General features: G+C 68.4%; 17 protein-coding genes. 6 read left to right on the forward strand and 11 right to left on the reverse strand.

Going from position 1 to position 22013, the window contains the following annotated elements; translation table 11 throughout:
• Positions 1 to 110: 110 nt before the first annotated feature.
• From HHL15_RS09030 to HHL15_RS09055, 6 genes are all read right to left on the reverse strand, one after another.
• Entirely contained in the window at positions 111 to 1712 is a 1602-nt protein-coding gene (locus HHL15_RS09030; protein WP_169145424.1) for a glycosyltransferase family 87 protein, read from the reverse strand.
• Positions 1709 to 3034 (reverse strand): NAD(P)/FAD-dependent oxidoreductase, encoded by a 1326-nt coding sequence (locus tag HHL15_RS09035; protein ID WP_169145425.1) that lies wholly within the window; start codon positions 3032 to 3034, stop codon positions 1709 to 1711. Before HHL15_RS09035 ends, HHL15_RS09030 begins: the two co-directional genes overlap by 4 nt.
• 2 nt (positions 3035 to 3036) lie before the next feature.
• On the reverse strand, positions 3037 to 4023 hold the full coding sequence (locus HHL15_RS09040) for a lysylphosphatidylglycerol synthase transmembrane domain-containing protein (RefSeq protein ID WP_169145426.1): 987 nt from the start codon (positions 4021 to 4023) through the stop codon (positions 3037 to 3039).
• Positions 4020 to 5069: a glycosyltransferase family 2 protein gene (locus tag HHL15_RS09045; RefSeq protein WP_235943299.1), complete on the reverse strand. Its 1050-nt coding sequence runs from the start codon at positions 5067 to 5069 to the stop codon at positions 4020 to 4022. Before HHL15_RS09045 ends, HHL15_RS09040 begins: the two co-directional genes overlap by 4 nt.
• A gap of 150 nt (positions 5070 to 5219) precedes the next feature.
• The gene (locus HHL15_RS09050) at positions 5220 to 6320 is read right to left on the reverse strand and encodes an acyltransferase family protein (protein WP_169145427.1); all 1101 of its coding nucleotides are present in this window, start codon (positions 6318 to 6320) and stop codon (positions 5220 to 5222) included.
• Positions 6321 to 6330: 10 nt separating this feature from the next.
• Positions 6331 to 7632: a glycosyltransferase family 2 protein gene (locus HHL15_RS09055; RefSeq protein ID WP_169145428.1), complete on the reverse strand. Its 1302-nt coding sequence runs from the start codon at positions 7630 to 7632 to the stop codon at positions 6331 to 6333.
• A 228-nt stretch (positions 7633 to 7860) separates the two neighbouring features.
• On the opposite strand from HHL15_RS09055, the gene HHL15_RS09060 reads away from it, so the two are divergent.
• Entirely contained in the window at positions 7861 to 10179 is a 2319-nt protein-coding gene (locus tag HHL15_RS09060) for a methyltransferase domain-containing protein (RefSeq protein ID WP_169145429.1), read from the forward strand.
• Here the strand turns inward: HHL15_RS09060 and HHL15_RS09065 are convergent.
• On the reverse strand, positions 10176 to 13112 hold the full coding sequence (locus HHL15_RS09065) for a glycosyltransferase (RefSeq protein WP_169145430.1): 2937 nt from the start codon (positions 13110 to 13112) through the stop codon (positions 10176 to 10178). The genes HHL15_RS09060 and HHL15_RS09065 overlap by 4 nt on opposite strands.
• Before the next feature lie 235 nt (positions 13113 to 13347).
• Here HHL15_RS09065 and HHL15_RS09070 point away from each other — a divergent pair, with 235 nt between their 5' ends.
• The 5 genes from HHL15_RS09070 to HHL15_RS09090 all read left to right on the forward strand — a co-directional run bounded on the left by HHL15_RS09070 (position 13348) and on the right by HHL15_RS09090 (position 18955).
• Positions 13348 to 14205, forward strand: coding sequence for a DNA ligase (locus tag HHL15_RS09070; RefSeq protein ID WP_169145431.1), 858 nt, complete (start codon positions 13348 to 13350; stop codon positions 14203 to 14205).
• Positions 14205 to 15164: an NAD-dependent epimerase/dehydratase family protein gene (locus HHL15_RS09075; RefSeq protein ID WP_169145432.1), complete on the forward strand. Its 960-nt coding sequence runs from the start codon at positions 14205 to 14207 to the stop codon at positions 15162 to 15164. Before HHL15_RS09070 ends, HHL15_RS09075 begins: the two co-directional genes overlap by 1 nt.
• Positions 15154 to 16155 carry an MraY family glycosyltransferase gene (locus HHL15_RS09080; protein ID WP_169145433.1) on the forward strand — a complete coding sequence of 334 codons (1002 nt, stop codon included), beginning with the start codon at positions 15154 to 15156 and terminating at the stop codon, positions 16153 to 16155. The genes HHL15_RS09075 and HHL15_RS09080 overlap by 11 nt, the downstream gene beginning before the upstream one ends.
• A gap of 5 nt (positions 16156 to 16160) precedes the next feature.
• Entirely contained in the window at positions 16161 to 18038 is a 1878-nt protein-coding gene (locus HHL15_RS09085; RefSeq protein WP_169145434.1) for a polysaccharide biosynthesis protein, read from the forward strand.
• An 83-nt stretch (positions 18039 to 18121) separates the two neighbouring features.
• A complete protein-coding gene (locus HHL15_RS09090) occupies positions 18122 to 18955 on the forward strand; it encodes a symmetrical bis(5'-nucleosyl)-tetraphosphatase (RefSeq protein ID WP_169145435.1) in 834 nt (277 codons plus the stop codon).
• A gap of 3 nt (positions 18956 to 18958) precedes the next feature.
• On the opposite strand, the gene HHL15_RS09095 is transcribed toward HHL15_RS09090, so the two are convergent.
• From HHL15_RS09095 to HHL15_RS09110, 4 genes are all read right to left on the reverse strand, one after another.
• Positions 18959 to 19540, reverse strand: coding sequence for a lysophospholipid acyltransferase family protein (locus HHL15_RS09095; protein WP_328825010.1), 582 nt, complete (start codon positions 19538 to 19540; stop codon positions 18959 to 18961).
• 161 nt (positions 19541 to 19701) lie between these two features.
• Positions 19702 to 20460: a GNAT family N-acetyltransferase gene (locus HHL15_RS09100; protein WP_169145436.1), complete on the reverse strand. Its 759-nt coding sequence runs from the start codon at positions 20458 to 20460 to the stop codon at positions 19702 to 19704.
• Between the two features lie 119 nt (positions 20461 to 20579).
• Positions 20580 to 21035 (reverse strand): outer membrane lipoprotein, encoded by a 456-nt coding sequence (locus HHL15_RS09105; protein ID WP_169145437.1) that lies wholly within the window; start codon positions 21033 to 21035, stop codon positions 20580 to 20582.
• 11 nt (positions 21036 to 21046) lie between these two features.
• Positions 21047 to 21982 carry a carbohydrate kinase family protein gene (locus tag HHL15_RS09110; RefSeq protein ID WP_169145438.1) on the reverse strand — a complete coding sequence of 312 codons (936 nt, stop codon included), beginning with the start codon at positions 21980 to 21982 and terminating at the stop codon, positions 21047 to 21049.
• Between the last annotated feature and the right edge of the window lie 31 nt (positions 21983 to 22013).

Here is a 22013-nt window from a genome sequence, read left to right on the forward strand (position 1 = left end):
GGTGTGCGGTGGTGCGTAGCGTAATTATTCGAGGCGACCGGAGCGGGAAATGCCCCTCCCCGGTGCGCATAGCCCGCAATTATCGCATGCCCCCCATGGCGGGGGCAGCCCTAGTCCCTGCTGAAGCGGACCAGCTGGAGGGAACTGATGGCCGCAAAGCCGAGGTAGGCTGCGGTTTCGACGCTCTGGACGACAGATGTGTAAGGAATTCCTGCAAGCCGTATCTCGGTGAGGGTGCCCAGGCCGGCGCCAGATGGGTCGAAGGCCATGGTGAAGTCGCCCTCGAGGCCGAGCCCCCAGGTCGCCAGGAGGCCTGCAGAGAAGACGGACAGCAGGCACGCCTTGAGCAGGCTGTGGCTGCTGGTGGCGAGAATGACCACCGCGGGGAACAGGAAGATCGCCAGGCCGAAGGTGTGGGCGAAGGAGGCCTGGAAGCAGGCCACGATGATCCCGATGCCGAGGGCCCCGAGCGCCAATGGCGCTTCTGCATGGCGAACCCGCTCCGGCATCAGGTGGATCAGTATGAGCGTGGCGATCATGGCATAGCCGATGGGCCGGTTGATGCTGATGGCGCCGCCGAACAGGGACCACCACTCCGACCAGGCCAGGCGCCCTGTCTGCGGGTTGGCGTCGAGGGCTGCGTAGAATCCCGGTGCCAGGGAGTACGCTGCATAGGCGAGGCCACAGCCGGCCGCTAGGGCAAGCATGAAGGCGAGGTGCCGCCCGGCCGCCCGCCGGTCCGCAAGGGCGATGCCCAGCAGCCCGATCGGCGGCAGGGCCAGGAGGTGCTGGGGTTTGGCGAAACAGAGGCCGGCCAGCAGCAGGGCGAAGGCCGATGGCCAGGCCTTGCGCACATGGAGCTGGTAGAGTCCGCCCATGAGCAGGGTGACGACGATCAGATCGATCTGCCCCAGGAAGACCGTGTAGTAGAGCCCGAGCGGGTTGAGCAGGATGAAGTAGAACAGGGGGCGCCCCTGCAGCAAAGGCAGGCGCAGGGTCTGGACGATGGTCGTCATGAGTCCGACCAGAACCAGGTAGGTGACGAACAGCAGCCATTGGAGCAGGCCATGTCGAGGCGCCGGGCCAAGGCCCAGCGAATCCAGGGCGCCCTGGGCTTCAGAGAGGACTGCGAGCAGGAAGTAGGCCGGTGGGTTGTAGGGAAAGATCGGCAAGGCACCGGCCTGCCCCTGGAGGGCGCTGACCGTATAGAAGTTGACGCCCTCGCGGATGCCTTCGATCACCTGGCCGAGGGGCAGCATGTCGATGATGCCCGGCTTGCCGAGCACCCACAGGCTCATGCCGAAGAAGAGGGCACCCTCCAGAGGGTGGATGCGCCGGATGCGCCCGAGGAGCATCTCGCAGCCCTTGCGTAGCGGAGCGACGCGGCGGATGGCGATCAGGCTGCCCGCGAAGAGGGCCAGCCAGGCCAGCGTCCTGACATAGGGTTTGGGGCCGCCCCGGCTCTTCTCGCTGCGGACGTGGATGTCGCCATAGGCACGCTGGAAGATCCGGGTGCTGACCTCGACCTTCGGGGCTGCGGCGGGTTTGCTGATGTAGTCGGTGCGGACGAGGTGGGCGCCACCCAGGTGGATGGCGGCGGTGCCGCCAAGGTACAGGAGCAGGCTCAGGGCAAAGGCGAACAGCAGCGCGGCGGCCTTGCCCAGCGGCCGGGGCGATGCCGCCACGGTGGAGGCGGGGCGGGGCGTGCTCATCGCGTGGACATGGCTGCGGCCAGCTGGCGGCCGATGCGCCGGCCTTCGCGGATGGCATAGTTGGTGCCACGGTCCTCGGGGTAGATCTGGGCCATCGAGCACAGGTGGAGCCCCTCGACAGGCCCGTCTTCCGGGGGGATCAGCCGGCTGTAGTGGCGTGCCACGACCGGCTGCGACCAGCGGGCGCGCCACAGGTGACGGGCCTGGATCCACGACCGTTCAAGGGCCGGGAACATGGTCTTGAGGAAGGGCAGGGCGTAGTCGAGGAAGGCGTCCGCATCCATGGCGTAGAGCGGGTCGGTGTGGGGCAGGTACTTGGACAGGTACACGATGTGCCGGCCGCCGTAGGTTTCAGGGCGTTCGAAGTTGGTGTGTTCGATCACGCCTACAAAGGGGAAGCTGGGGTCGTTGACGTTGAGCCAGTAGGTCTTCGACAGCGGCCGGTCGAGCTCCAGCACCAGGCAGACGTTGCCGATGTACTGGATCTGCTCGAGGCTGCGCAGGTAGTCCGGGCTGGCCCAGCCCCGCAGCATGTCGGCCAGCAGCGGCAGTGCGGTGGTGCCGATCACCCTTTCGGACTGCACCACCCCGCCGGGGGTGGTGGTATGCCAGATGCCGTTCTGGTGGGCGATGGACGTGACGGGCGCATTCAGCTCGATGCGGCCGCCCAGTTCGCGGATGCGCCGGGCCAGTGCCTCGGCCAGCGCCACGAAGCCGCCCTTGAAGTAGGCGAGGCGCTCCTCGCCGCCCTTGCCCCGGCTGCCGCCACGCAGTTTGAGCTTGTTCCAGAACCAGACCGCCGAAATGTCCTCTGCGTAGGGGCCGAACTTGCCCTTCAGGAGGGGTTCCCAGACGACCTTGTAGACCTTGGCACCCCCCAGCTCACGCAGCCATTCGTGGGCGGTCTTGTTCTCGAGGGACATCCAGTCCTTGACCCGGCGGGCGCGCAGGGCCAGCAGGCCGAGGCGGATCCGGTCGGTGAAGCCGAGGGGCGTGAAATTGAGGAGGTCCCAGGGCGTCGACAGCTTGAAGAAGTTGTTGGCGTAGTACACCCCGGTGTTGGTGGGATTGATCTCCACCCGGTCGCCGAGGCCGAGTTCCTCGATGAGTTGCATCACCTCGAGGTCGTTGGTGAACCAGTGGTGATAGAAGCGGTCGAGCTTTTCTCCGGCCACGTCGAAGGCCGCGGCAAGGCCGCCGATCTCGTTCTCGGCCTCGAGGACGGTGACCTGGATGCCCTGAGAGGCCAGTTCGTAGGCAGCCGTCAGGCCGGTGAAGCCACCACCGACAATGGTGGTCCGGGTGGTATGGGAGAGCGTCATGGTCAGCAGGTTTCGGCTTCGGGGGATGGCCGGGTCGGATTCAGGATCAGGTAGATGCCGCCCGCCAGGGTGGCCGGCAGCCAGAGCAGGATGTGCACCAGCAGGGCGTAGGCGGTGGCCGCAGCGGCCGGGTTGCCAAGTTCGGTCATGGCCCGGGCGGTGAAGTAGTCGAAGGTGCCGATGTAGCCGGGCGTGCTGGGGATGAGCGTCGCCAGGGTGCCCACCGGCAGGGCCAGCCAGCCGCCAAGAGGGGCGGACAGGGCGGGCAGGGCCAGGCCCGCACACCAGAAGACACAGCCTTCGGCCAGCCAGGCCAGAAAGGACCAGGCGATCAACCGGGGCATGGTGTGGCCTGCCGAGAAATGCTCCAGCGTAGTCAGCGCCTTGTCGATCTCGGCCTGGATCTTCTGCCCCGGCCCGGGGGCCACCCGGGTGAGCGCCCGCGCCAGGGCGCGCGCCGGGGCGGCGAACAGCCGGGGGGACAGCAGCAGCCCGAGGATGCCGGCCGCCGCCGCGATCGGCACGGCGCTGCCGACACCAGCCAGCCGGGTGAGGTCGGTGCCGAAGCACGCCAGGGCTCCACCCAGGAAGAGCAGCACCATCAGCAGGTCCAGCAGGCGTTCGGCGAAGAGGGTGACGATGGCTGTGCTGGCGCCGATTCCCAGCCGCCGGTTGAAGCCGAAGGCCCGGACAAGGTCGCCAGCCCGGAAGGGCAGCACGTTGTTGGCCGCCACGCTGGCCATCAACGGGCCAGCACAGTGATGCCAGCCCAGGCTCGGGTTGTCCCGCTGCAGCATCAGGAGCCAGCGCTCGATCCGGCAGGCGTAGCCAACGAAGAAAGCGACCAGGGCGACTCCGATCCAGACGGGGTCGGCGGCGGCAAAAGCCGTTTTCAGGTCGGCCAGGCTGATCTGGCGTACGACCAGCCACAGGAAGAAGACCGCCAGCCCCACGCCCAGCATCAGCTTGAACAGCTTGCCGGCGCTCATCGGTTATGCACCACGGGGCTGCGGGAGGTGGCGGGCCCCTCTTCACGGAAGCCGATGTATTCATTGACCACGTAGAGCGGGCGCCCCTTGATCTCGTTGTAGATGCGACCCACGTATTCGCCGAGGATGCCCACGCTGATGAGCTGGACGCCACCGATGAACAGCACGGCGATCATCAGCGCCGTCCAGCCCTCCACCCAGATGTCGGTGAACAGCCTCAGGATGAGGGCATACAGGATGCCGGCCAGGGCAATGGACGCGCAGGTCATGCCCATCGCCACGGAGAGCTGCAGCGGCTTGCTCGAGAAGGACAGGATGCCGTCGGTGGCGAAGCGGATCATCTTGCGCAGGGGGTACTTGCTCTCGCCGGCAAAGCGTTCGGCCCGCCGATAGGGCAGGGCGATCTGGTTGAAACCGACCCAGCTGACCATGCCGCGCACGAAGCGGTCGCGTTCGGGCATCGCCTGCAGGGTGGTGACCACCTTGCGGCTCATGAGCCTGAAGTCGCCGGTGTCGAGCGGGATCGGCACATCCGACAGGCGGTTGAGGAGGCGGTAGAAGCCCCTTGCCGTGGCCAGCTTGAAGCGTGACTCCCCGGGCCTCTCGGTGCGCGTGCCATACACCACGTCGTAGCCTTCACGCCACTTCCGGACCATCTCGAGAATGACCTCGGGCGGGTCCTGCAGGTCTGCGTCGATCAGCACCACGGCATCGCCCCGTGCGGCGTCGATGCCCGCAGTCACCGCGATCTGGTGGCCGAAGTTGCGGGCAAAGCAGACGAGCTTGATCTGCGGGTCTTCGGCCGCAAAGCCCTTGAGCAGCAAGCGGGTGCGGTCGCGGCTGCCGTCGTCCACGAAGATCAGCTCGACGTCCAGATTATGCAGTTCCGCGCAGAAGGCCCGCAGGCGACAGAGCGTCTCACCGATGACCTCTTCCTCGTTGAAACAGGGGATGACGATGGAGAGAAGGGCGTGGCTGGATGCGCTGTTCCCCTTGGCCGGCGTTGCCATGGAAAGGGCTTCCGAAGGGGGGCTGGGCATGTTCATGATTGCGCGGTTCGTGAGGCGGCCTGCATATTCTGCGGCTATGTCATGCGGGCATGCTAGCGTCCTCTGCAATATTTGTCTTGCGCTGCAGCAATCCTTCTTCCGCCACCTGGCGTCTGCCTTCCGGATGGTACGTCGAACGGCGATGTCTCAATGGGGGGCGTGGGCTGTTATCCGTGCCTTCATCCGGGCTTGAAGGCACGGTTCAACGCGGGCCGCGACAAGAGCTGCGAGCAGGATTGACAGAGTGGAGGCCCCCAGCGCCATGAGCGGATAAGTGATCGTGTCTGCCAGGCCAGGATAACGCCCGAACCATTTGCGCTCGAAGATGGCGTGGGACCAGAAGCCCAGGTCGGCATGGACCAGGTAGAGGGGGTAGCTCATGGCCCCCAGCAGGGCGGCCCCGCGTGCGATCGGGCCTGGTGGCAATGCAGAGGCCCTGGCGGCAACAAGAACAATGCAGGCGATGGCTGGAGCGGCAAGGAGGATGCCGAGAGGCGGGAAGAGTACCTGGTAGCTGCCGCCCAGCCATTCGTCGATGTGCTGGATGTGTTTGGACATCAGGCTGAAGGCCAGCAGTAGCGCCGGGGTGGCGAAGCGGGGTGGCTGGCCGGCGTGGATGCGGTAGAGGATCATGCCGGCGCAGAAATGGCCGGCGTATTCAGTGATCAGTACCTCGGCCAGCAGCGGTTCACGGTGGAGGTACTGGGTTGCAAACGAGATGAGCAGCCAGCTCCAGAGGATCAGATCGCCATGGCGCTTCCACCAACCGACGGCGAGGAGCAGGGTCACCAGCCCATAGAACTGGACCTCGATGGCCAGGGTCCAGTAAACCGATGACAGGGGTTCCACTCCGAAGGCGCGGGGAAAATAGGTCAGGCTGGCCAGCCAGCGGGGCAGGATTTCCGCCGCCGATATGCCCGGCAGTGTAATCGCCATGCTGGCCGTGATTGCAGAGCAGACCAGGAAAGCGGGGAACAGGCGGGTCGCCCGGGCCGAGAGAAAGGCACCGGGGCCCCGGTTCTCGGAGGTCAGGGTGATCACGAAGCCGCTGATCACGAAAAACAGGTCCACTCCCAGATCACCCCAGTGAGCCAGGGGGAGGAAGAGGGTTTTCGGCCAGAAGCCTTGCAGGGGTCCGATGAAGGTGTAGTGGTAAAGCAGCACCGAGGCGGCTGCGAAGAAGCGCAGCAGGTCGAGACTGTCCAGGCGCTTCGCCGTGCCTACTGGCGTGAGGGAGAGAGCCTTCATCGCACCGTGCTCAGCGGCCGTCAACGATGCGTGCAACAAGCCCTCGCAAGCGGTTCCACGGGGTATGCCGGAGATGGGTGATTTCCTTGTCGCGTTCGCCGATCAGGCTGTCCCGGCTTTCAATTGCCTGTTCCATCGCAGTCATCGCCGCGTAGCGCTCTTCGAGCAGCCGTGCCTGGGCGGCGATGGCTTCGTCGCGGTGGGCGATCTCCTGCCCCATGTGGGCGATGGTGTCGGCCCTTTCCTCGATCAGGCGGGCCTGGGCGGCGATGCTGGCGTCGCGCTGGGCGATGGTTTCGCTCATGCGCTGGATGGTGTCCCAGCGTTCCTCGATCAGGGCGGCCTGGGCTTCCAGCGCCTGCTGCTGGTTGGACAGGGTGCGCGCGGACAGGAAGATCCGCGGGTCCAGCCCGCAGTCGCGGGCCATGCCGGGCAGAAGCCACTGCCCTCCGTCGGGCCGGGTGAAGGCCTGCAGTGCCTCCGGCTGCGGCAGGCGGCGGGCGGCGACCAGGAAGGCCAGGGTGGCGGCCGGGTGGAGGCTGGCGTTGTGCAGCAGCGCGGTGCAGGCCTGGCGGGCGTCCAGACCTTCCAGGCTGCCGCCCAGGGCCAGGGTCTGGATGTAGGCGTTCTCGTGGACATGGCGCCAGACATCGTCTTCCGCCAGGGTGTTGGCGGGATGGACCCGGTATTCGAGCAGGGTCTCACGCAGCCACATGGGCGGCAGCTGCACGCTGGCCCGCAGGGCCCAGTCCCAGTCGTGGGTGTAGCGCAGGTTGGCAAAGCTGCCGACCCGCTCGAACAGGCTGCGCGGAAACAGGAAGTTGGAGGTGCTGATGGCCAGGTTGCTGCTGAGCAGCCAGCCCGCCGGCGGCAGCTGGCCGGCCCGCCGGCAGGCCTCCGCATAGTCGTGGGCGCGTTCATGCTGAGGGGCGGGCAGGCCCTTGCCGTCCATGAAGCCGATGTCGCTGAAGGCCAGGCGCGGCGCGTCTCCCAGGGCATGCACCAAGCGCGCCAGGCGCTCGGGGTGGTAGCGGTCGTCGGAGTTGAGGATGGCCAGGTAGCGGCCGCGGGCGAGGGTCAGGCCTTCGTTGAGGGTCTGGTGGGCGCCCTGGTTGCCTGCATGCCGCAGGGCCCGGATGCGTGGGTCGCGCACGCTGTGGATGGCATCCCAGGTGCCGTCCCGGGAGGCGTCGTCGATGACGATCAGCTCCAGGTCGCCCAGGCTCTGGGCCAGCACGCTCTCGAGGGCTTCGACCACATAGGCCTCGTGGTTGAAGGCAGGGACGACGACGCTGATGGCGGGGGTGTGCATGGAGTCTCGCTGGTGAGCGGCAGTGGCTGGTGGTAGGGTAGGCGCCCCCGATGAGCCGGCGCCCCGGGCTGCCGCGGATGTTTCGGGCTGGAGCACCATCCCGCCCTGCCGGGCGGATGGAGTTTACCTTCAAAACTGCGTCACTCCGAGCGCTTTGTGCGCTGCACGAAGGCCGGTCGGCCGGATACCCGGCCGGCCCGGCCCGGGAATGATGGAGATGGATGAATCATGTCTTTGGAATTTACTGGCGAGCGTTTCCTCCCCGAATGCGAAGGGGAGATCATCTACGAACACTGGCACCGCTACCTGTTTGCACGGGCCCACGTGGCGGGTTTGCGGGTGCTGGATGTCGCCAGCGGGGAGGGCTATGGCAGCGCCCTGCTGGCGGAGCAGGCGGCGTCGGTGGTGGGCGTGGACATCTCCGCGGAAGCGGTCGGACACGCGGTGCAGCGTTACGGGCAGCGTGCCAACCTGCGCTACGTGAAGGCCAGCTGCGACAGCATCCCGCTGCCGGACGCCAGTTTCGACGTGATCGTATCCTTCGAGACGATCGAGCATATGGTGGCCCATGCGGCCTTCATGGACGAGGTGGATCGCCTGCTGGCGCCGGGTGGCCTGTTCATCATCTCATCGCCGAACCGGGTCGAGTACTCGGAGCGGCGGGGCTATCACAACCCCCATCACCTGCGCGAGCTGGACCGGGAAGAGCTGCGAGCCCTGCTGGCTCCGCATTTCCCCGGGCAGACCTGGTTCGCCCAGCGGCCCTGCTTCCACTCCCTGGTCTGGCCCCTCGGGCAGCCGGCTGCAAACGTGGAGGTGGTGGCGGTGGATGGCGACACGGCCCTGCCTCCCGAGCTGTATTTCCTGGTCTGCTGTGCCCGCGAGCAGGGTCGGCTCGATGGCATCACGCCGACCCTGAGCCTGGTGGCCGATCGGGAGCATTCGGTGTATGCGGAGTGGTCCCGGACCTACGCCGAAAACCGCGAGCTGCACGCCCGGCTGGCCGCCGTGGCGCAGGCAGGGAGCGGCCAGCCGGGCGCGGCCCTGCGGCGTGCGGCGGGACCGGTCCAGCTGCACGCGGTCCATGATTTCGGGGGTGGGGTGGTTCAGTGGCTGAACGACTTCTGCGCCGCCGACGCGACCCGGACGAATCTCGTCCTCAAGCCCTGGAGCCTCAGCCACGCCTACGCCGAAGGCCTGGTGCTGTACGACGGCCGGGCGCCCGGGCGGCCCCTGCGCCTGATCCGGCTGGCAAGGCCGATGCAGGCCACCGACGAGCATCACCCCGAATACCAGCAGGCCCTGGCGGACATCCTGCGGGATTTCCAGGTCTCGGCCATCCTGGTCTCGTCCTTCATCGGGCATGCCCTCGACATCCTGACGACCGGCCTGCCGACGCTGGTGATCAACCACGACTTCTATCCTGCCTGCCCGGCCATCAACCTGTACTTCAACGAGGTGTGCACCCGTTGCGACGCGGCGCGTCTGGCCGATTGCGCCGCCCACAATCCGGACTTCAATTCGCCCTACCGGGTCTTCCCCGTGGAGCAGCGCCTGCGCATCCGGGAAGGGCTGGCCCGCCTGCTGCAGACCCACGCGGTCACCATGGTGGTGCCGACCGACTCGGTGCGCCGGCATCTGGTTGGCATCGTGCCGGCCCTGGGCGCGCTGCGTTTCGAGACCATCCCCCACGGACGGGCGCCGGCACTACGGCCGGTGGCGCCGCCGGCACGGGGCGATGGGGCCCGCCTGCGCATCCTGGTGCTGGGCATCCAGTCGGTCACCAAGGGCATGAAGCTGCTTTTCGAGGTGCTGCCGGAGCTGACCGGCTTTGCCGATCTCTACCTGGTGGGCGCCAAGGAGGCTGGTGAGCTGTTCCGCTACCGGCCGGGGGTGCAGGTGGTGGACGAATACCGCCTGGAGGACCTGCCGGCGATCGTGGACGGCATCGCCCCGGATTGCGGCCTGCTGCTCAGCACCTGGCCGGAGACCTTCAGCTACACCCTCAGCGAGCTGCTGCAGATGCACATCCCGCCGCTGGCCACCCGCGTGGGCGGCTTCGCCGACCGGATCCGCGACGGGGAGGACGGCATCCTGTTCGATCCGGACAGGGCCTCGCTGCTGGCCTGCCTGCGCGCCATCGATGCCGACCGCGGCCGGCTGGCACGCATCCGGGCGGCCGTCGAGGTGCTGCCGGTGCGTTCCCTGGCCGATATGGTGGCGGACTACCACCGCCTGCTGCCACTGCCTGCCGGTGAGCTGATGATCCCGGCCGCAGGGCCGTCCGACCCGGCCACCGACAGCCTCCTGGCAGCGCTGCACAGCTGGAAAGGCGCCAGGAGCCTGGGCGTGCGCCTGGACATGAAGGAGGGGCGCCTGCGCGAAGTCCACGAGGCGCTCGAGCGACTGCGCGGCGAGGCGGAAGGGCTGCGGGCCGCACTGCGGGAGCGCGATCAGCACATCGCCGAGATCCATGCCTCCACCAGCTGGCGGGTGTCGCGCCCCCTGCGCTGGCTGGGCTTGTGCATGAAACGCTTGCGCGGCTAAGGCGCAGGAGCAGGGCCAGGAGCAGCCTCGCTGCCGGTGTGGAGGGGCCAGCGTGCCAGCAGCTCGGGCCAGCCGACCCAGGCCGTCTCATGGCCGGCCACCGCCTGCGGGGCCGGGTTCGCGATGACAGGCAGGCTGGCGCGGGCGATGTCGTCCCGGTTTTGGCCTAACTGCGTCGCGTCGGTGGCGACATAGGCGTCCGCGGCCCACAGGAAGGCCTCCCGGTCGTGCAGGGATGGCGAGAAGAACAGCTTGCGGCGGGCCACCAGGCTTTCGAGCTGTGTGGTGGCGGCCTGCCAGCACGCATGCTCCGGCCCCAGACCGCCCAGCACGAAGGCGATGTCGTTGCGCCCGCTGGTGAGCTGCCCGATCCTTTCGAGGAAAGCGCCACCCTGCGCGGGAGGGCCGAAGCCGAGAATGATGCGGCAGCGGTCCGGCATGTGGAACCAGCCTCTCACCCGACTCCGCAGTTCCTGCCGCTCTGCGGGCGACAGGCTGGCGCGGATGGCGGGCAGGGGCGCCGGGGGGGCTGGCTGGCTGGTGACGCCCGTGCTTCCGCGTAGGCCCCGCAGCACCCGTGACGCGGCGCGCAGCGGGGCCGACAGGCGCCAGGAGCTGGATGCGCGCAGCGCATCGAGCTGTTGCTGCAGCCTGCTGTTGAGGGCGGCGCCGGCGTCCCGTTCGTGGGCCAGCTGTTCGAGGCGGGCCTGCGCCGTGGCGGCTTCCCGTTCAAGCCGGGCCGCGGCTTTCTCGTGTTGCAGGCGGGCATGGGCGTGCAGGGTGTCGAGGAATCCTTCGGTGGCCGGCTGGCTCTCCGCTGGCGCCAGGGGGAGCAGGCGGTGGTAGTCCTCGACCATCTCCCGACTGAGCCGAACCGGGCGTTCCAGCACGTTCCGGCGCATGGCCTCGAGCAGGGCCCGGTCCTGGTCGAGCCCGGTGACGGCGGCGATGATCTCGTCGGGCTGCGGCGCCACCAGCAGGCCGGTGAGCCGGTGCCCGATGCGCTCGGCAAAGGCGCCGCTGTCGGTGGCAACGACCGGCAGGCCGCAGGCGAACATCTCGGAGAGGGTGTAGCTGAAGGACTCGGGCAGGGTGGACAGCATCAGGGCGGCATCGGGCTGGCAGGCCTCGAGATGGCTGGCCAGGTCGGGCTGCTGGTAGTCCGGTACCAGGCTGACGCCGGACAGGTGCTGGAAGGCTTTTCCGAAGGCGCCGCAGCCCAGCAGCACGACGTCGGCGACGGAGAGCAGCGCGGGCATCACGGCCTCGAGCAGCGCCAGGCCCTTCTGTGGGGACAGCCGGCCCGGGATGACGAGGCGCAGGCGATGGCCGTCGGGGCGCTGTGGCAGGGCGCGGGGCGCGGGGCCGGGTTGGTCGAGGCCGTGCTCGATGTGCTGCCAGGGGTGGGCGGCCATGGCGGGCAGGAGCTGGGCCCAGCGCTCCCGGACGCTGCGGGTGGGGGCGACGATGGCAATGCCGGGGGCGGACAGGCGGCGGCCGAGGGCTTCACGCAGCAACTGCCATTCGTGCGCCGTGCTGTTGTGCCAGAAGACGTTCAGCGGGTTGGACTGCAGGCAGCCGGCCAGGCGCCCGCTGGTGCAGCTGGTGCAGTTGCTGTCGAAATGGGCAAACAGGGCCGGGCAGAAAGGGTAGAGATCGTGCAGCACGAAGGCGGTGGGCAGCCCGGTGGCCAGTGCCTCGAGCCCGTGGCCGACCAGGGACGACACCAGCACGCTGCGCACGCCGAAGCCGCTGATCAGGCCCTCGAGCAGGCTGGCGTACTCGGGATGTTCAAGTGCGGTGTGGCGGATGGGGAGCGCCAGGTCCCACTCCAGCAGCGGCTCCGCCGACACGGCCGGCTCGAGCAGGGCCAGCCGGAAGCCTGCCGCATTGCGGTCGCTGCAGCTGCGCAGCCACAGGTTGCGGCGGGTGGTGTCGGCCTTGCAGAAGTCGAGCACCCAGCGTTCGACACCACCGCCCCAGCCGTGGCTGATGTGCAGCTGGACCGGGCGCGGCGCGGCGCGGCGGGCCGGCAGGGCCTTCAGGGTGGTCAGGGCGTGCGGCTTGCCCCGCTCGGCCAGCAGGTGGGCTTCCTCGTCGCTGCCGCAGGCCTGCCGGGCCTGGTCGATGCGCGTCCGCAGCGGCGCGGCGGGGTCGCGCCGGATGAACTCCATGACCACGTCCATGTAGTCCGGGTGGGCCTCCTGCAGGCGCTTCATGGCATTGGCCTGGAGAGCGGCGCGTTCGTCCGAGAAGCTGACTCCACCCTCATGGAAGACGAAGATATCGGCCGCCAGCAGGTTGTGCCAGCCGAGGCGGGCGGCGCGCCGGCAGAAATCGTTCTCTTCGCCATAGCCCCGGCCGAAGCGCTCGGCGTCGAAGAGGCCGGTCTCGTCGAGGCAGCGCCGCCGGATGTACATGCAGAAGCCCACGGCGGTGGGGATCTCCAGGGTCTGGCCGGCGAGGGTGGTGCTGATCAGCGTGTCGAGCCCGGCCAGGCCCAGTTTCCCCGGCGTGCCGCCGTTCCAGCCCTCGAAGGGGTAGGAGCAGATGGTGGCGTTGTTGGACCAGGGGGTCAGGGTGCCGGCCGAAGGGTGGCGGGCCGCACAGGCGACCAGCCGGTCCAGCCAGTCGTTGGCGACTTCCGTGTCGCTGTTGAGGAGCACCACGTCCCGATCCGGGTGCAGGGCCATGCCGCGGTTCACGGTGAGCACGAAGCCGAGGTTGTGCTCGTTCTCGAGCAGGCTGAGGTGGCCCTCCGCCGCCATTTCGCGCAGCCATGCGCTGAGCGCAGGCTCGGGGCCGGCGTCGTTGATGGCGATCAGCTCGAAGGGCGTCTGCTGGCGGGCGGCGAGCGCGCTTTCGATGCAGCGCCGGGTTTCATCCAGCCCCCGATAGACGGGAACGATGACGTCGATAGGGAGAGTGTTCACCGGGCTCCAGGCGGGTCGTCGGGGTAGGGCGGCGGGAGGCGGACAGCTGCCGTGCAGGGGCCGGATTCTAGCATTCCGGTGCGATGGTCCGGCATCCGGGACTTTAGGTTACAGACTGCCGATGCCTGTGTTTTCAATATGGTGCATCATGTCGGGCTTCCAATGTCCGGGTGGTCCGGGCGTTTGCATGGGGCCGTCCGCCTGGGGCGGGTTGGCACGGGGCAGGGTGAAGTCGATGCGTTGGTTCAAGGGGCAAAGCTGGCACTACCTCAGCGCCTGTCTGCTGGCCCTGCTCCTGGCCGGGCTGCCGGCCAGGGCTGCTGCGCCGCCCCTGCTGCTGGCCGAGGTGCTGCGCGGCGAGGTGGACCTGCCGCACTACTGGGTCAGCGAGAAACTGGATGGCGCCCGGGCGGTGTGGGATGGTCAGACCCTGCGCTTCCGCAGCGGTAATCCGGTTGTCGCGCCCGCCTGGTTCATTGCCGGCCTGCCCGCCGAAGCCCTCGACGGGGAGTTGTGGATGGGGCGTGGACGCTTCGATGTGCTGTCTGCGGCGGTACGCCGGAAAGCCCCGCAGGAGGCCGAGTGGCGCCAGATCCGCTTCATGGTGTTCGAGCAGCCGGGTGGCAGCGGCACCTTCACCGAGCGGGCCGGGCGTCTGCGTGACATCGTGGCGCGGGCCGGGGTGCCCTGGCTGCAGGCCGTCGAGCAGTTCCGCGTGCCCGACAGGCAGGCCTTGCAGGCCCGTCTGGCCGAGGTCGTGGCGGGCGGTGGCGAGGGCCTGATGCTGCACCGGGATGATGCGCCCTACCTGACCGGGCGCAGCGATGCCCTGCTCAAGCTCAAGCCCTGGCTCGATACGGAAGCCCGCGTGGTCGCCCACCTGCCTGGCAAGGGGCGCTTGGCGGGTATGCTGGGGGCGCTGCGGGTCGAGACGCCTGAAGGGCTTCGTTTCAACATCGGTACCGGCCTGCCGGATGCCCTGCGCCGCGATCCGCCGCCGCTGGGGACGCAGGTGACTTACCGCTACACCTCCCTGACGCCGGATGGCGTGCCGCGCTTTGCCCGTTTCCTGCGTGTCCGGGAGGCCTTCTGATGACGGGGGCGGTGCTGGTTTCCGGCGGGCGGGGTTTCATCGGGCGCCGTCTGGTGGCCAGGCTGCGCCAGGATGGGGCTGATGTCCATGTCATGACCCGGGGGTTGCCGGGGCCATCCGAGATACAGGCGGAGCTGACCCGCCCGGACACCCTGCCGCCGGCCTGCTCGGGCGTGGATACGGTTTATCACTGCGCCGGGCATGCCCACGCCTTTGCCTGCCTCGCCGCCGATGAGGAGGCGCGTCACTGGCAGGTGAACTTCGAAGGCACCCGGGCCCTGGCCGAGGCGGCCGGGCAGGCGGGGGTGCGTTGCTTCGTCTTCCTCTCCAGCGTCAAGGCCCAGGCCGAGCCGGGCGAGCTGTGTGCTGACGAGGACGCTCCGGGTGTGCCGGACTCGGCCTATGGGCAGGCCAAGCGGGCTGCCGAGGAGGCCGTGCTGGAGGCTGGCCGGCGCCATGGCATGCGGGTGATCAACCTGCGCCCGGCCATGGTCTTTGGCGCCGGTGGCCGGGGCAATCTGGAGCGCATGGCGGCCTTGGTGCGGCGCGGGCTCTTTCCGCCCTTGCCGGAAACCGGCAACCGGCGTTCGATGGTTCATGTGGATGATCTGGTGGCGGCCATGCGCCTGGTTGCCGGCGACCCGCGGGCGGCGGGCCGCACCTACATCATCGCCCACGCGCAGGCGCCCTCGGGGCGGGGGCTCTACGATGCCCTGCGCCATGCCGTCGGGCTGCCTCCGGTGGGCTGGGCCGTGCCCCGGGCGCTGCTGCTTGCCGCGGCCCGCTGCGGCGATCTGCTCCAGGTCTTGTCGGGCCGCCGGGTTCCGCTGGACAGCGAGGCGCTGGGACGCCTGCTCGATTCAGCCTGCTATTCGCCCCAGCGGATCGACCGGGAGCTGGGCTGGCGCGCCGTGGTGAGCCTCGAGGCCGGGCTGTGGGAGATGCTCCATGGCGCCTGAGGTCCTGCTGGTATCGGTAGTGCTGCTCGCCTTCGGCGTGGCCTGGGGTGTCACCCGGGCCTGCTGTCAGCCGGGCTCCTGGCTGCATTTCCTGGACATGCCCAACGAGCGCTCGCTGCATGCCACGCCGACTCCCCGCACCGGTGGGGTGGGGGTGATGGCCGGCGTGCTTGCCGCCGGTGCCTGGGTGGCCTTGCTTGGCCGGCCGGGCTGGGTGGAATTGGTGGCCTTGCCGGGGGCCGGGCTGCTGGCCTTGCTGGGCCTGGTGGATGACCGTCGCAGCCTGTCGGCGCGAGTCCGCCTGCTGGCCCAGGTGGCGGTGGCGGTCCTCTTCCTGGCCCTGGCCGGGTTTCAGCTGCCCTGGTGGGGTTGGCCGCTGCTGGGCCTGGGGCTGGTGTGGATGAGCAATCTGTACAACTTCATGGATGGCTCCGATGGCCTGGCCGGAGGCATGGCCCTGTTCGGCTTCTCGTTCCTGGCGGCGGCGGCGTGGCTGGTCGGCGAGGCGGGCCTGGCGGCCCTGGCCGCCAGCGTGGCGGCGGCGGCGGCGGGGTTCCTGTGCTTCAACCTGCATCCGGCACGGATCTTCATGGGCGACGTGGGCTCGGTGCCCCTCGGCTTCCTGGCCGGCGCGCTGGGGATCGCCGGTTGGGCCAGGGGGGCCTGGCCCCTGTGGTTCCCCCTGCTGGTCTTTGCACCCTTCATCCTCGATGCCACGGTGACCCTGGCGAAGCGGGCTCAGCGGGGGGAGAAGGTGTGGCAGGCGCACCGCAGCCACTATTACCAGCGCCTGGTGCGCCTGGGGCTGGGGCACAGGCGCACGGCCTGGCTGGCCTATGCCCTGATGGCTGGTGCGGGAGGAGCGGGCCTGCTGGCCTTGTCCTCGGGGTTTTCGCTGCAGTGCATCATCATTACAATGATCCTACTTGTCCATCTGCTCCTGGGTTACTGGATCGACCGCGCTTGGCGTTGTCATGAGGCCGGGGGTTAAAAGCCTTGATAAGCAAGAACTATTATTCCTTCCTGGTGTTCCTGTCCGATGTGTTCGGGGTTGTCCTGGCTTGGTGGCTGGCATACCTGGTGCGCTTCAACTTCGCGATTCCCCAGGAATTCCTGCCGGCCGCTGTCGTGGGCCTGGGTGTGGCCATCGTGGTCCAGGGCAGCATCCTGCGGGCTTTCGGGCTGTACCGGGGTGTGTGGGTGTTTGCCAGTCTGCCGGATCTGCTGCGCATCGCGCGGGCCGTTGCGGTGGCCGCCCTGGTCACGCCGCTGGTGGTCGTGGTGGTGGTGCGCTATCACCCGGAGGTGCCCCGCCTGGTCTTCCTGATGCAGCCCTTGCTGCTGGCGATCTACGCGGGCGGAACCCGGGCGCTTTACCGGACCTGGAAGGAGTTCCACCTGTATGGTGCCCTGCGGGCCCTCGGCGAGCCGGTGGTGGTGCTTGGCGGCGGCGAGGCGGCGGTGAACCTGGTGCGCGAACTGTCCCGTTCGGCGGAGTGGCGGGTGGTGGGCCTGCTCGACGACAGCCGGGCCCGCCAGGGGCGCGAAGTCTATGGCTGCAAGGTGCTGGGGCGCATCGACGACCTGGCGCGGGTGGCCGATGAATTCAAGGTCCGCCACGCGATCATCGCCATGCCCGGGGCGCGCCACGAGGTGCGGCGGGCGGTGGCCAGCGTGTGCGTGCGGGCCGGCGTGAAGGCCCTGATCGTGCCGGGTATCGAGGATGTGATGACCGGCCGGGTGAAGGTCAGCGAAGTCCGCAAGGTGGATGTGGAGGACTTGCTGGGCCGTGATCCGGTGCGCATCGATACCCTCGAGGTGCGGGAGTACCTGCGCGGCAAGGCCGTGATGGTCACCGGCGCGGGAGGGTCGATCGGCTCCGAGCTGTGTCGCCAGATCGCGCGTTTCGAGCCTTCGGTGCTGGTCTGCTTCGACATCAGCGAGTTTGGCCTCTACCGGCTGGCAGAGGAGTTTGCCGTCCATTATCCCCACGTCCAGATCGTCGTGCTGGCGGGGGACGTGAAGGACGTGGTGCGGGTGGACGAGGTGATGGCCCGTTACCGCCCTCACGTGGTGTTCCATGCGGCGGCCTACAAGCACGTGCCCCTGATGGAAGACGACAATGCCTGGCAGGCGGTGCGCAACAATGTGCTCGGAACCTGGCAGGTGGCGCGCAGCGCCGTGACTGCGGGGGTGCCGCGCTTTGTGCTGGTGTCCACCGACAAGGCGGTCAACCCGACCAATGTGATGGGGGCCACCAAGCGCCTGGCCGAGCGTGTCTGCCAGGCCCTGGCCCGGCAGGGCAGGACTCAGTTCGAGATCGTGCGCTTCGGCAATGTGCTGGGCAGCGCGGGCAGCGTGATCCCCAAGTTCCAGGAGCAGATCGCCAGTGGGGGGCCGGTGACGGTGACCCACCCCGAGATCACGCGTTTCTTCATGTCCATCCCCGAGGCGGCGCAGCTGTTGCTGCAGGCGGGGTCGATGGGGCAGGGTGGCGAGATCTTCGTGATGGACATGGGCGAGCCGGTGCGGATCGTCGAGCTGGCGCGCGACATGATCCGCCTGTCCGGGCGCTCCGAGGACGATGTGCGGATCGTGTTCACCGGCCTGCGCCCCGGCGAGAAGCTCTACGAGGAGGTTCTGGCCGACTCCGAGCAGACGCGCGCCACGCATCACCCCAAGCTGCGCATCGCCCGCGCCCAGCCCGTCGAGGACGGCTGGATCGAGGCCTTGCTGCTGTGGCTGCGCCAGCGTCGTGCGGTTGGTGCTGCAGAAGTGCGTGGCGAGCTGCGCCGCTGGGTGCCCGAGTATGTCCCTTCCCCCCCCTCCGCCCCGGTCCTGACGGTGGTCGAGAAGACCATCCAGCGAGCCTAGGATGAAACGATCCCCACGCCTGTTGCGATCGCTGCCTGCCGTGGGCGGGTCCGTATCCTCCGGGCGTTTCTGCGCGTACTGATATGGCCACTTATGCGATTGGTGACATCCAGGGCTGCTTTGCATCCCTGACCGCTTTGCTCAACCGGGTGGCATTCGATCCGGCCCGTGATCGCCTGTGGCTGGTCGGTGACCTGGTGAATCGCGGTCCGGAGTCGCTCAAGACCCTGCGTTTCGTGCGTGACCTGGGGTCGGCCGCGGTGACGGTGCTTGGCAATCATGATCTCTACCTGCTGATGGTCGCCTGTGGCAGCGTGCGCAGCCGGGCCAAGGACGACACGCTGCAGGCGGTGCTCGATGCGCCGGACCGGGAGGAGTTGCTGGTCTGGCTGCGCACCCGGCCGCTGATGCACGTGGAGAATGGCTTTGCGATGGTCCATGCCGGCCTGCTGCCGGGATGGACGGTGGCCCGGGCGCGGGATCTGGCGCGGGAGGTGGAGGGGGCGCTGGCCGGCCCCTATCATTCCGAGCTGCTGCACCACATGTGGGGCAGCGAGCCCTCCGCCTGGCGCGACGATCTGCGTGACCACGAGCGCATGCGGGTGATCGTCAACGCCATGACCCGCATGCGTTTCTGCACCGCCGAAGGGGTGATGGACTTCAAGGTCAAGGGCGAGGTTGCGCGGGCGCCAAAAGGCTTCATGCCCTGGTTCGATGTGCCGGGACGCAAGAGCGCCGATACGACGGTGGTGGTCGGGCATTGGTCCGCCCTCGGCCTCAAGATCACGCCCAACCTGCTGGCCCTGGATTCAGGCTGTCTGTGGGGGCGCGAACTGACCGCCGTGCGCCTGGAAGATCGCACTGTCTTCCAGGTGCCCTGTCCGGGGCTGACCCACGGGAAGGTCCGCCCGTCCTGATCTTCAGTCGATGATGCGCGCCGCGATGGCCTCCCGGGCCTCCCGGGCGAGGGTTTTGCGATCGGAGGTCTGGGCGCAGGTCTGCAGCGGGGGGGCGACCCGCACCCGGGCGATGATCTCGGCCTCGGCGATGATGGACTGCATGGACTCCAGCAGGCTCACATCACCATCGTAGGCCGCTGCCCGCGTGTAGCGCCCATCGGGAAGGCGGTAGCTGATGGCCAGGGGCTGGATCGGTGAGCCTGCCGCGATGGCGGGTTGCAGCAGGGCCGCGTGGAAGCCCTGCACATGGCTGCCGTCGGTGGTGGTGCCTTCCGGAAAGACCGCCACGTGGCGCCCGCGTTCAAGCAGGGCGCCGATCTCCGCATTGACGATGCGCGCATGGCCGCGGCTGCCGCGCCGCAGGAAGACGGTTTCGTTGCGCGCGGCAAGCCAGCCGACGAGGGGCCAGTCACGGACCTCCGCCTTGGAGACGAAGGCTGCCGGAAAGGCCGTGTTGATCACGAAGACGTCCAGCCAGGACACATGGTTGGCGACCAGCAGGCTGCCGGGGCCGACGAAGGGCTCGTCGGCCACCAGGCGCACGCCCAGGATCTTCAGCAGGCGGGCCGACCAGCGCTGTTTCAGGCGGATCTGCCTGGCGGGTGGCAGGAAATGGAGGCTTGTCGCCGTAAGAGCCAGGCCGTACAGGACGTGGGCGACGAGGCGGAGATAGCGCGACAGGCGTAGTGGAAAAGAAGCGGGTTTCAGTCCTTGCGTCCCAGGAAATGTTTGGCGTAGCGGGCGTCGAGCCGGGAAACCGGCAGCAGGACGGGCAGGTCGGCCGTGTTGAAGTCGGGGTCCCAGGCGGGTTCGCCACAGATCCAGGCACCGGCCCGCAGATAACCCTTGATCAGCGGCGGGGTGTCGGCGTCCAGGTCCTGGCGCAGGGCCTGCAGGGGCAGCGGGGTGCGGGGGAAGACCCGGTATTCCAGCGGGCAGAGGTGCTCGTCCTTCAGGCGATTATACAGGCTGGCCGCGGCATGCCCGCCGTCGGCCATGCTCACCGAGGCGCAGCCGATCAGGTAGTCGTAGCTGTTCTCGAGCATGTAGCGGGCCAGGCCGGCCCACAGCAGCGTGATCACGGCGCCCGAGCGGTAGTCGGCGTCGATGCAGGAGCGTCCGATCTCCACCATGCGGCCGCGCAGGTGGCGCAGGCGGGTCAGGTCGAATTCGCTCTCGGAGTAATAGCTGCCGACTTCACGGGAGGCGCTGGGCGACAGGATGCGGTAGGTGCCCACGATGCGCCCGGCGTCCTCGTCGCGGACGATGAGGTGGTCGCAGAAGGGGTCGTAGAGGTCCCGGTCGACACCCGGCACGCGGGTTTGCAGACGCGCGCCCATCTCGTCGGCGAAGACCCGATAGCGCAGCTTCTGGGCTTCCAGGACCTCGGTGGGGCAGGTGGCCAGGCCGACATGCAGGTTGCGGCCCGGGCGCGGAGTAGCGTGTTGTTCCTTGTGCAGCATTGGAAATCCTTGTGGGGTTTCCATCCATTGTGGAAATGCTGCGTTGCGGCGCCATGAAGGGGTGATGACGGCGGTGTGACGGCAGCCGGGGCGAAGTCTTGTGCCCCGGCCGTCTTCCATCAACGAGTGACGCGGGTGTTGCGGCCGTCCTGGATCATGCGCACGCGCTCGCCGGGTACGAAGTTCTCACCCCCGTCTTCCTGCACGATGGCGAGGAGCTCGCCGTTGTCCATCTTGAGGGTGACCTCGACGCCCTGCTTGCGGGTCAGGCCCTCCTCGGCTGCTGCACCGGCAATGCCGCCGGCCACGGCGCCGACCACCGCGGCGATGCTGGCACCCTTGCCGCCGCCGATGGTGCTGCCGGCGATGCCGCCCACCGCCGCGCCGGCGATGGTGCCGATCGGGGTGTTGCTGCCTTCCAGCTTGACCGGGCGGACGCTCTCGACCACGCCCATGCGGACGCTCATGACCCGCCGGGCTTCCACCCGCTCGTAGTCGCCGCCTCCGAGGCCGGAGGCGCAGCCGGCGACGTTCACCGCCGCGAGCAGGGACAGGCTGATCATCAGGATGCGCATGTTGTTTCCTTTCACCAAAGTGTGCTGCCGAAGGCGCTCCGGTAGGCGGCGCCGATTTCTTCGCGGCTCGGGGCGTGATTCTGACCGCCCCGGCAGGCGATCTTGATGGCGCCCATCAGGGACGCCAGGCGGCCGGTCTGATCCCAGTCCAGCCCGTTCTCGATACCGTAGAGCAGGCCTGCCCGGTAGGCGTCGCCGCAGCCGGTGGGGTCTTCGATGGCACTGGGCTGGGCGCAGGGGATGTCGATGCGGCGCCCGCCTGTGTGGATCTCCGAGCCTTCGGCGCCGCGCGTGACGACCAGGGCCCGCACTTCGCCGGCCAGGGATTCAACGCTGCGACCGGTGCGCTCGCAGAGCAGGCGCGCTTCGTAGTCATTGACCGTGCAGTAGTCGGCCAGTTGCAGGCAGGCCAGCAATTCGTCGCCGTTGAACATGGGCAGGCCCTGGCCCGGGTCAAAGACGAAGGGAATGCCGGCTTCGGCGAACTGGCGGGAATGCTCGAGCATGCCGTCGCGGCCGTCGGGCGAGACGATGCCCAGGGTGACGCCACGGCTGTGCTCGACCTTGTTGAGGTGGGAGTGCACCATCGCGCCGGGGTGGAAGGCGGTGATCTGGTTGTCGTCCAGGTCGGTGGTGATGAAGGCCTGGGCGGTGAAGGTGCCCGGCACTTGGGTGACGTGGGCGCGGGACAGGCCCAGCGTGTCGAGGCGCTCCAGGTAAGGTGCGGCGTCGTCACCGACGGTGGCCATGATCAGCGCCTCGCCGCCCAGCAGCTTGAGGTTGTAGGCGATGTTGCCGGCACAGCCACCGAATTCCCGGCGCATTTCCGGCACCAGGAAGGACACGTTCAGGATGTGGATCTGCTCGGGCAGGATGTGGTTCTTGAAGCGATCGTGGAACACCATGATCGAGTCGTAGGCGATGGAGCCGCAGATGAGCGTGGACATGAGTTTCGGATGTGCTGGGTTGGAAGGCCGG

Source organism: Zoogloea dura, assembly GCF_012927165.1.
In the GTDB taxonomy this organism is placed as follows: domain Bacteria; phylum Pseudomonadota; class Gammaproteobacteria; order Burkholderiales; family Rhodocyclaceae; genus Zoogloea; species Zoogloea dura.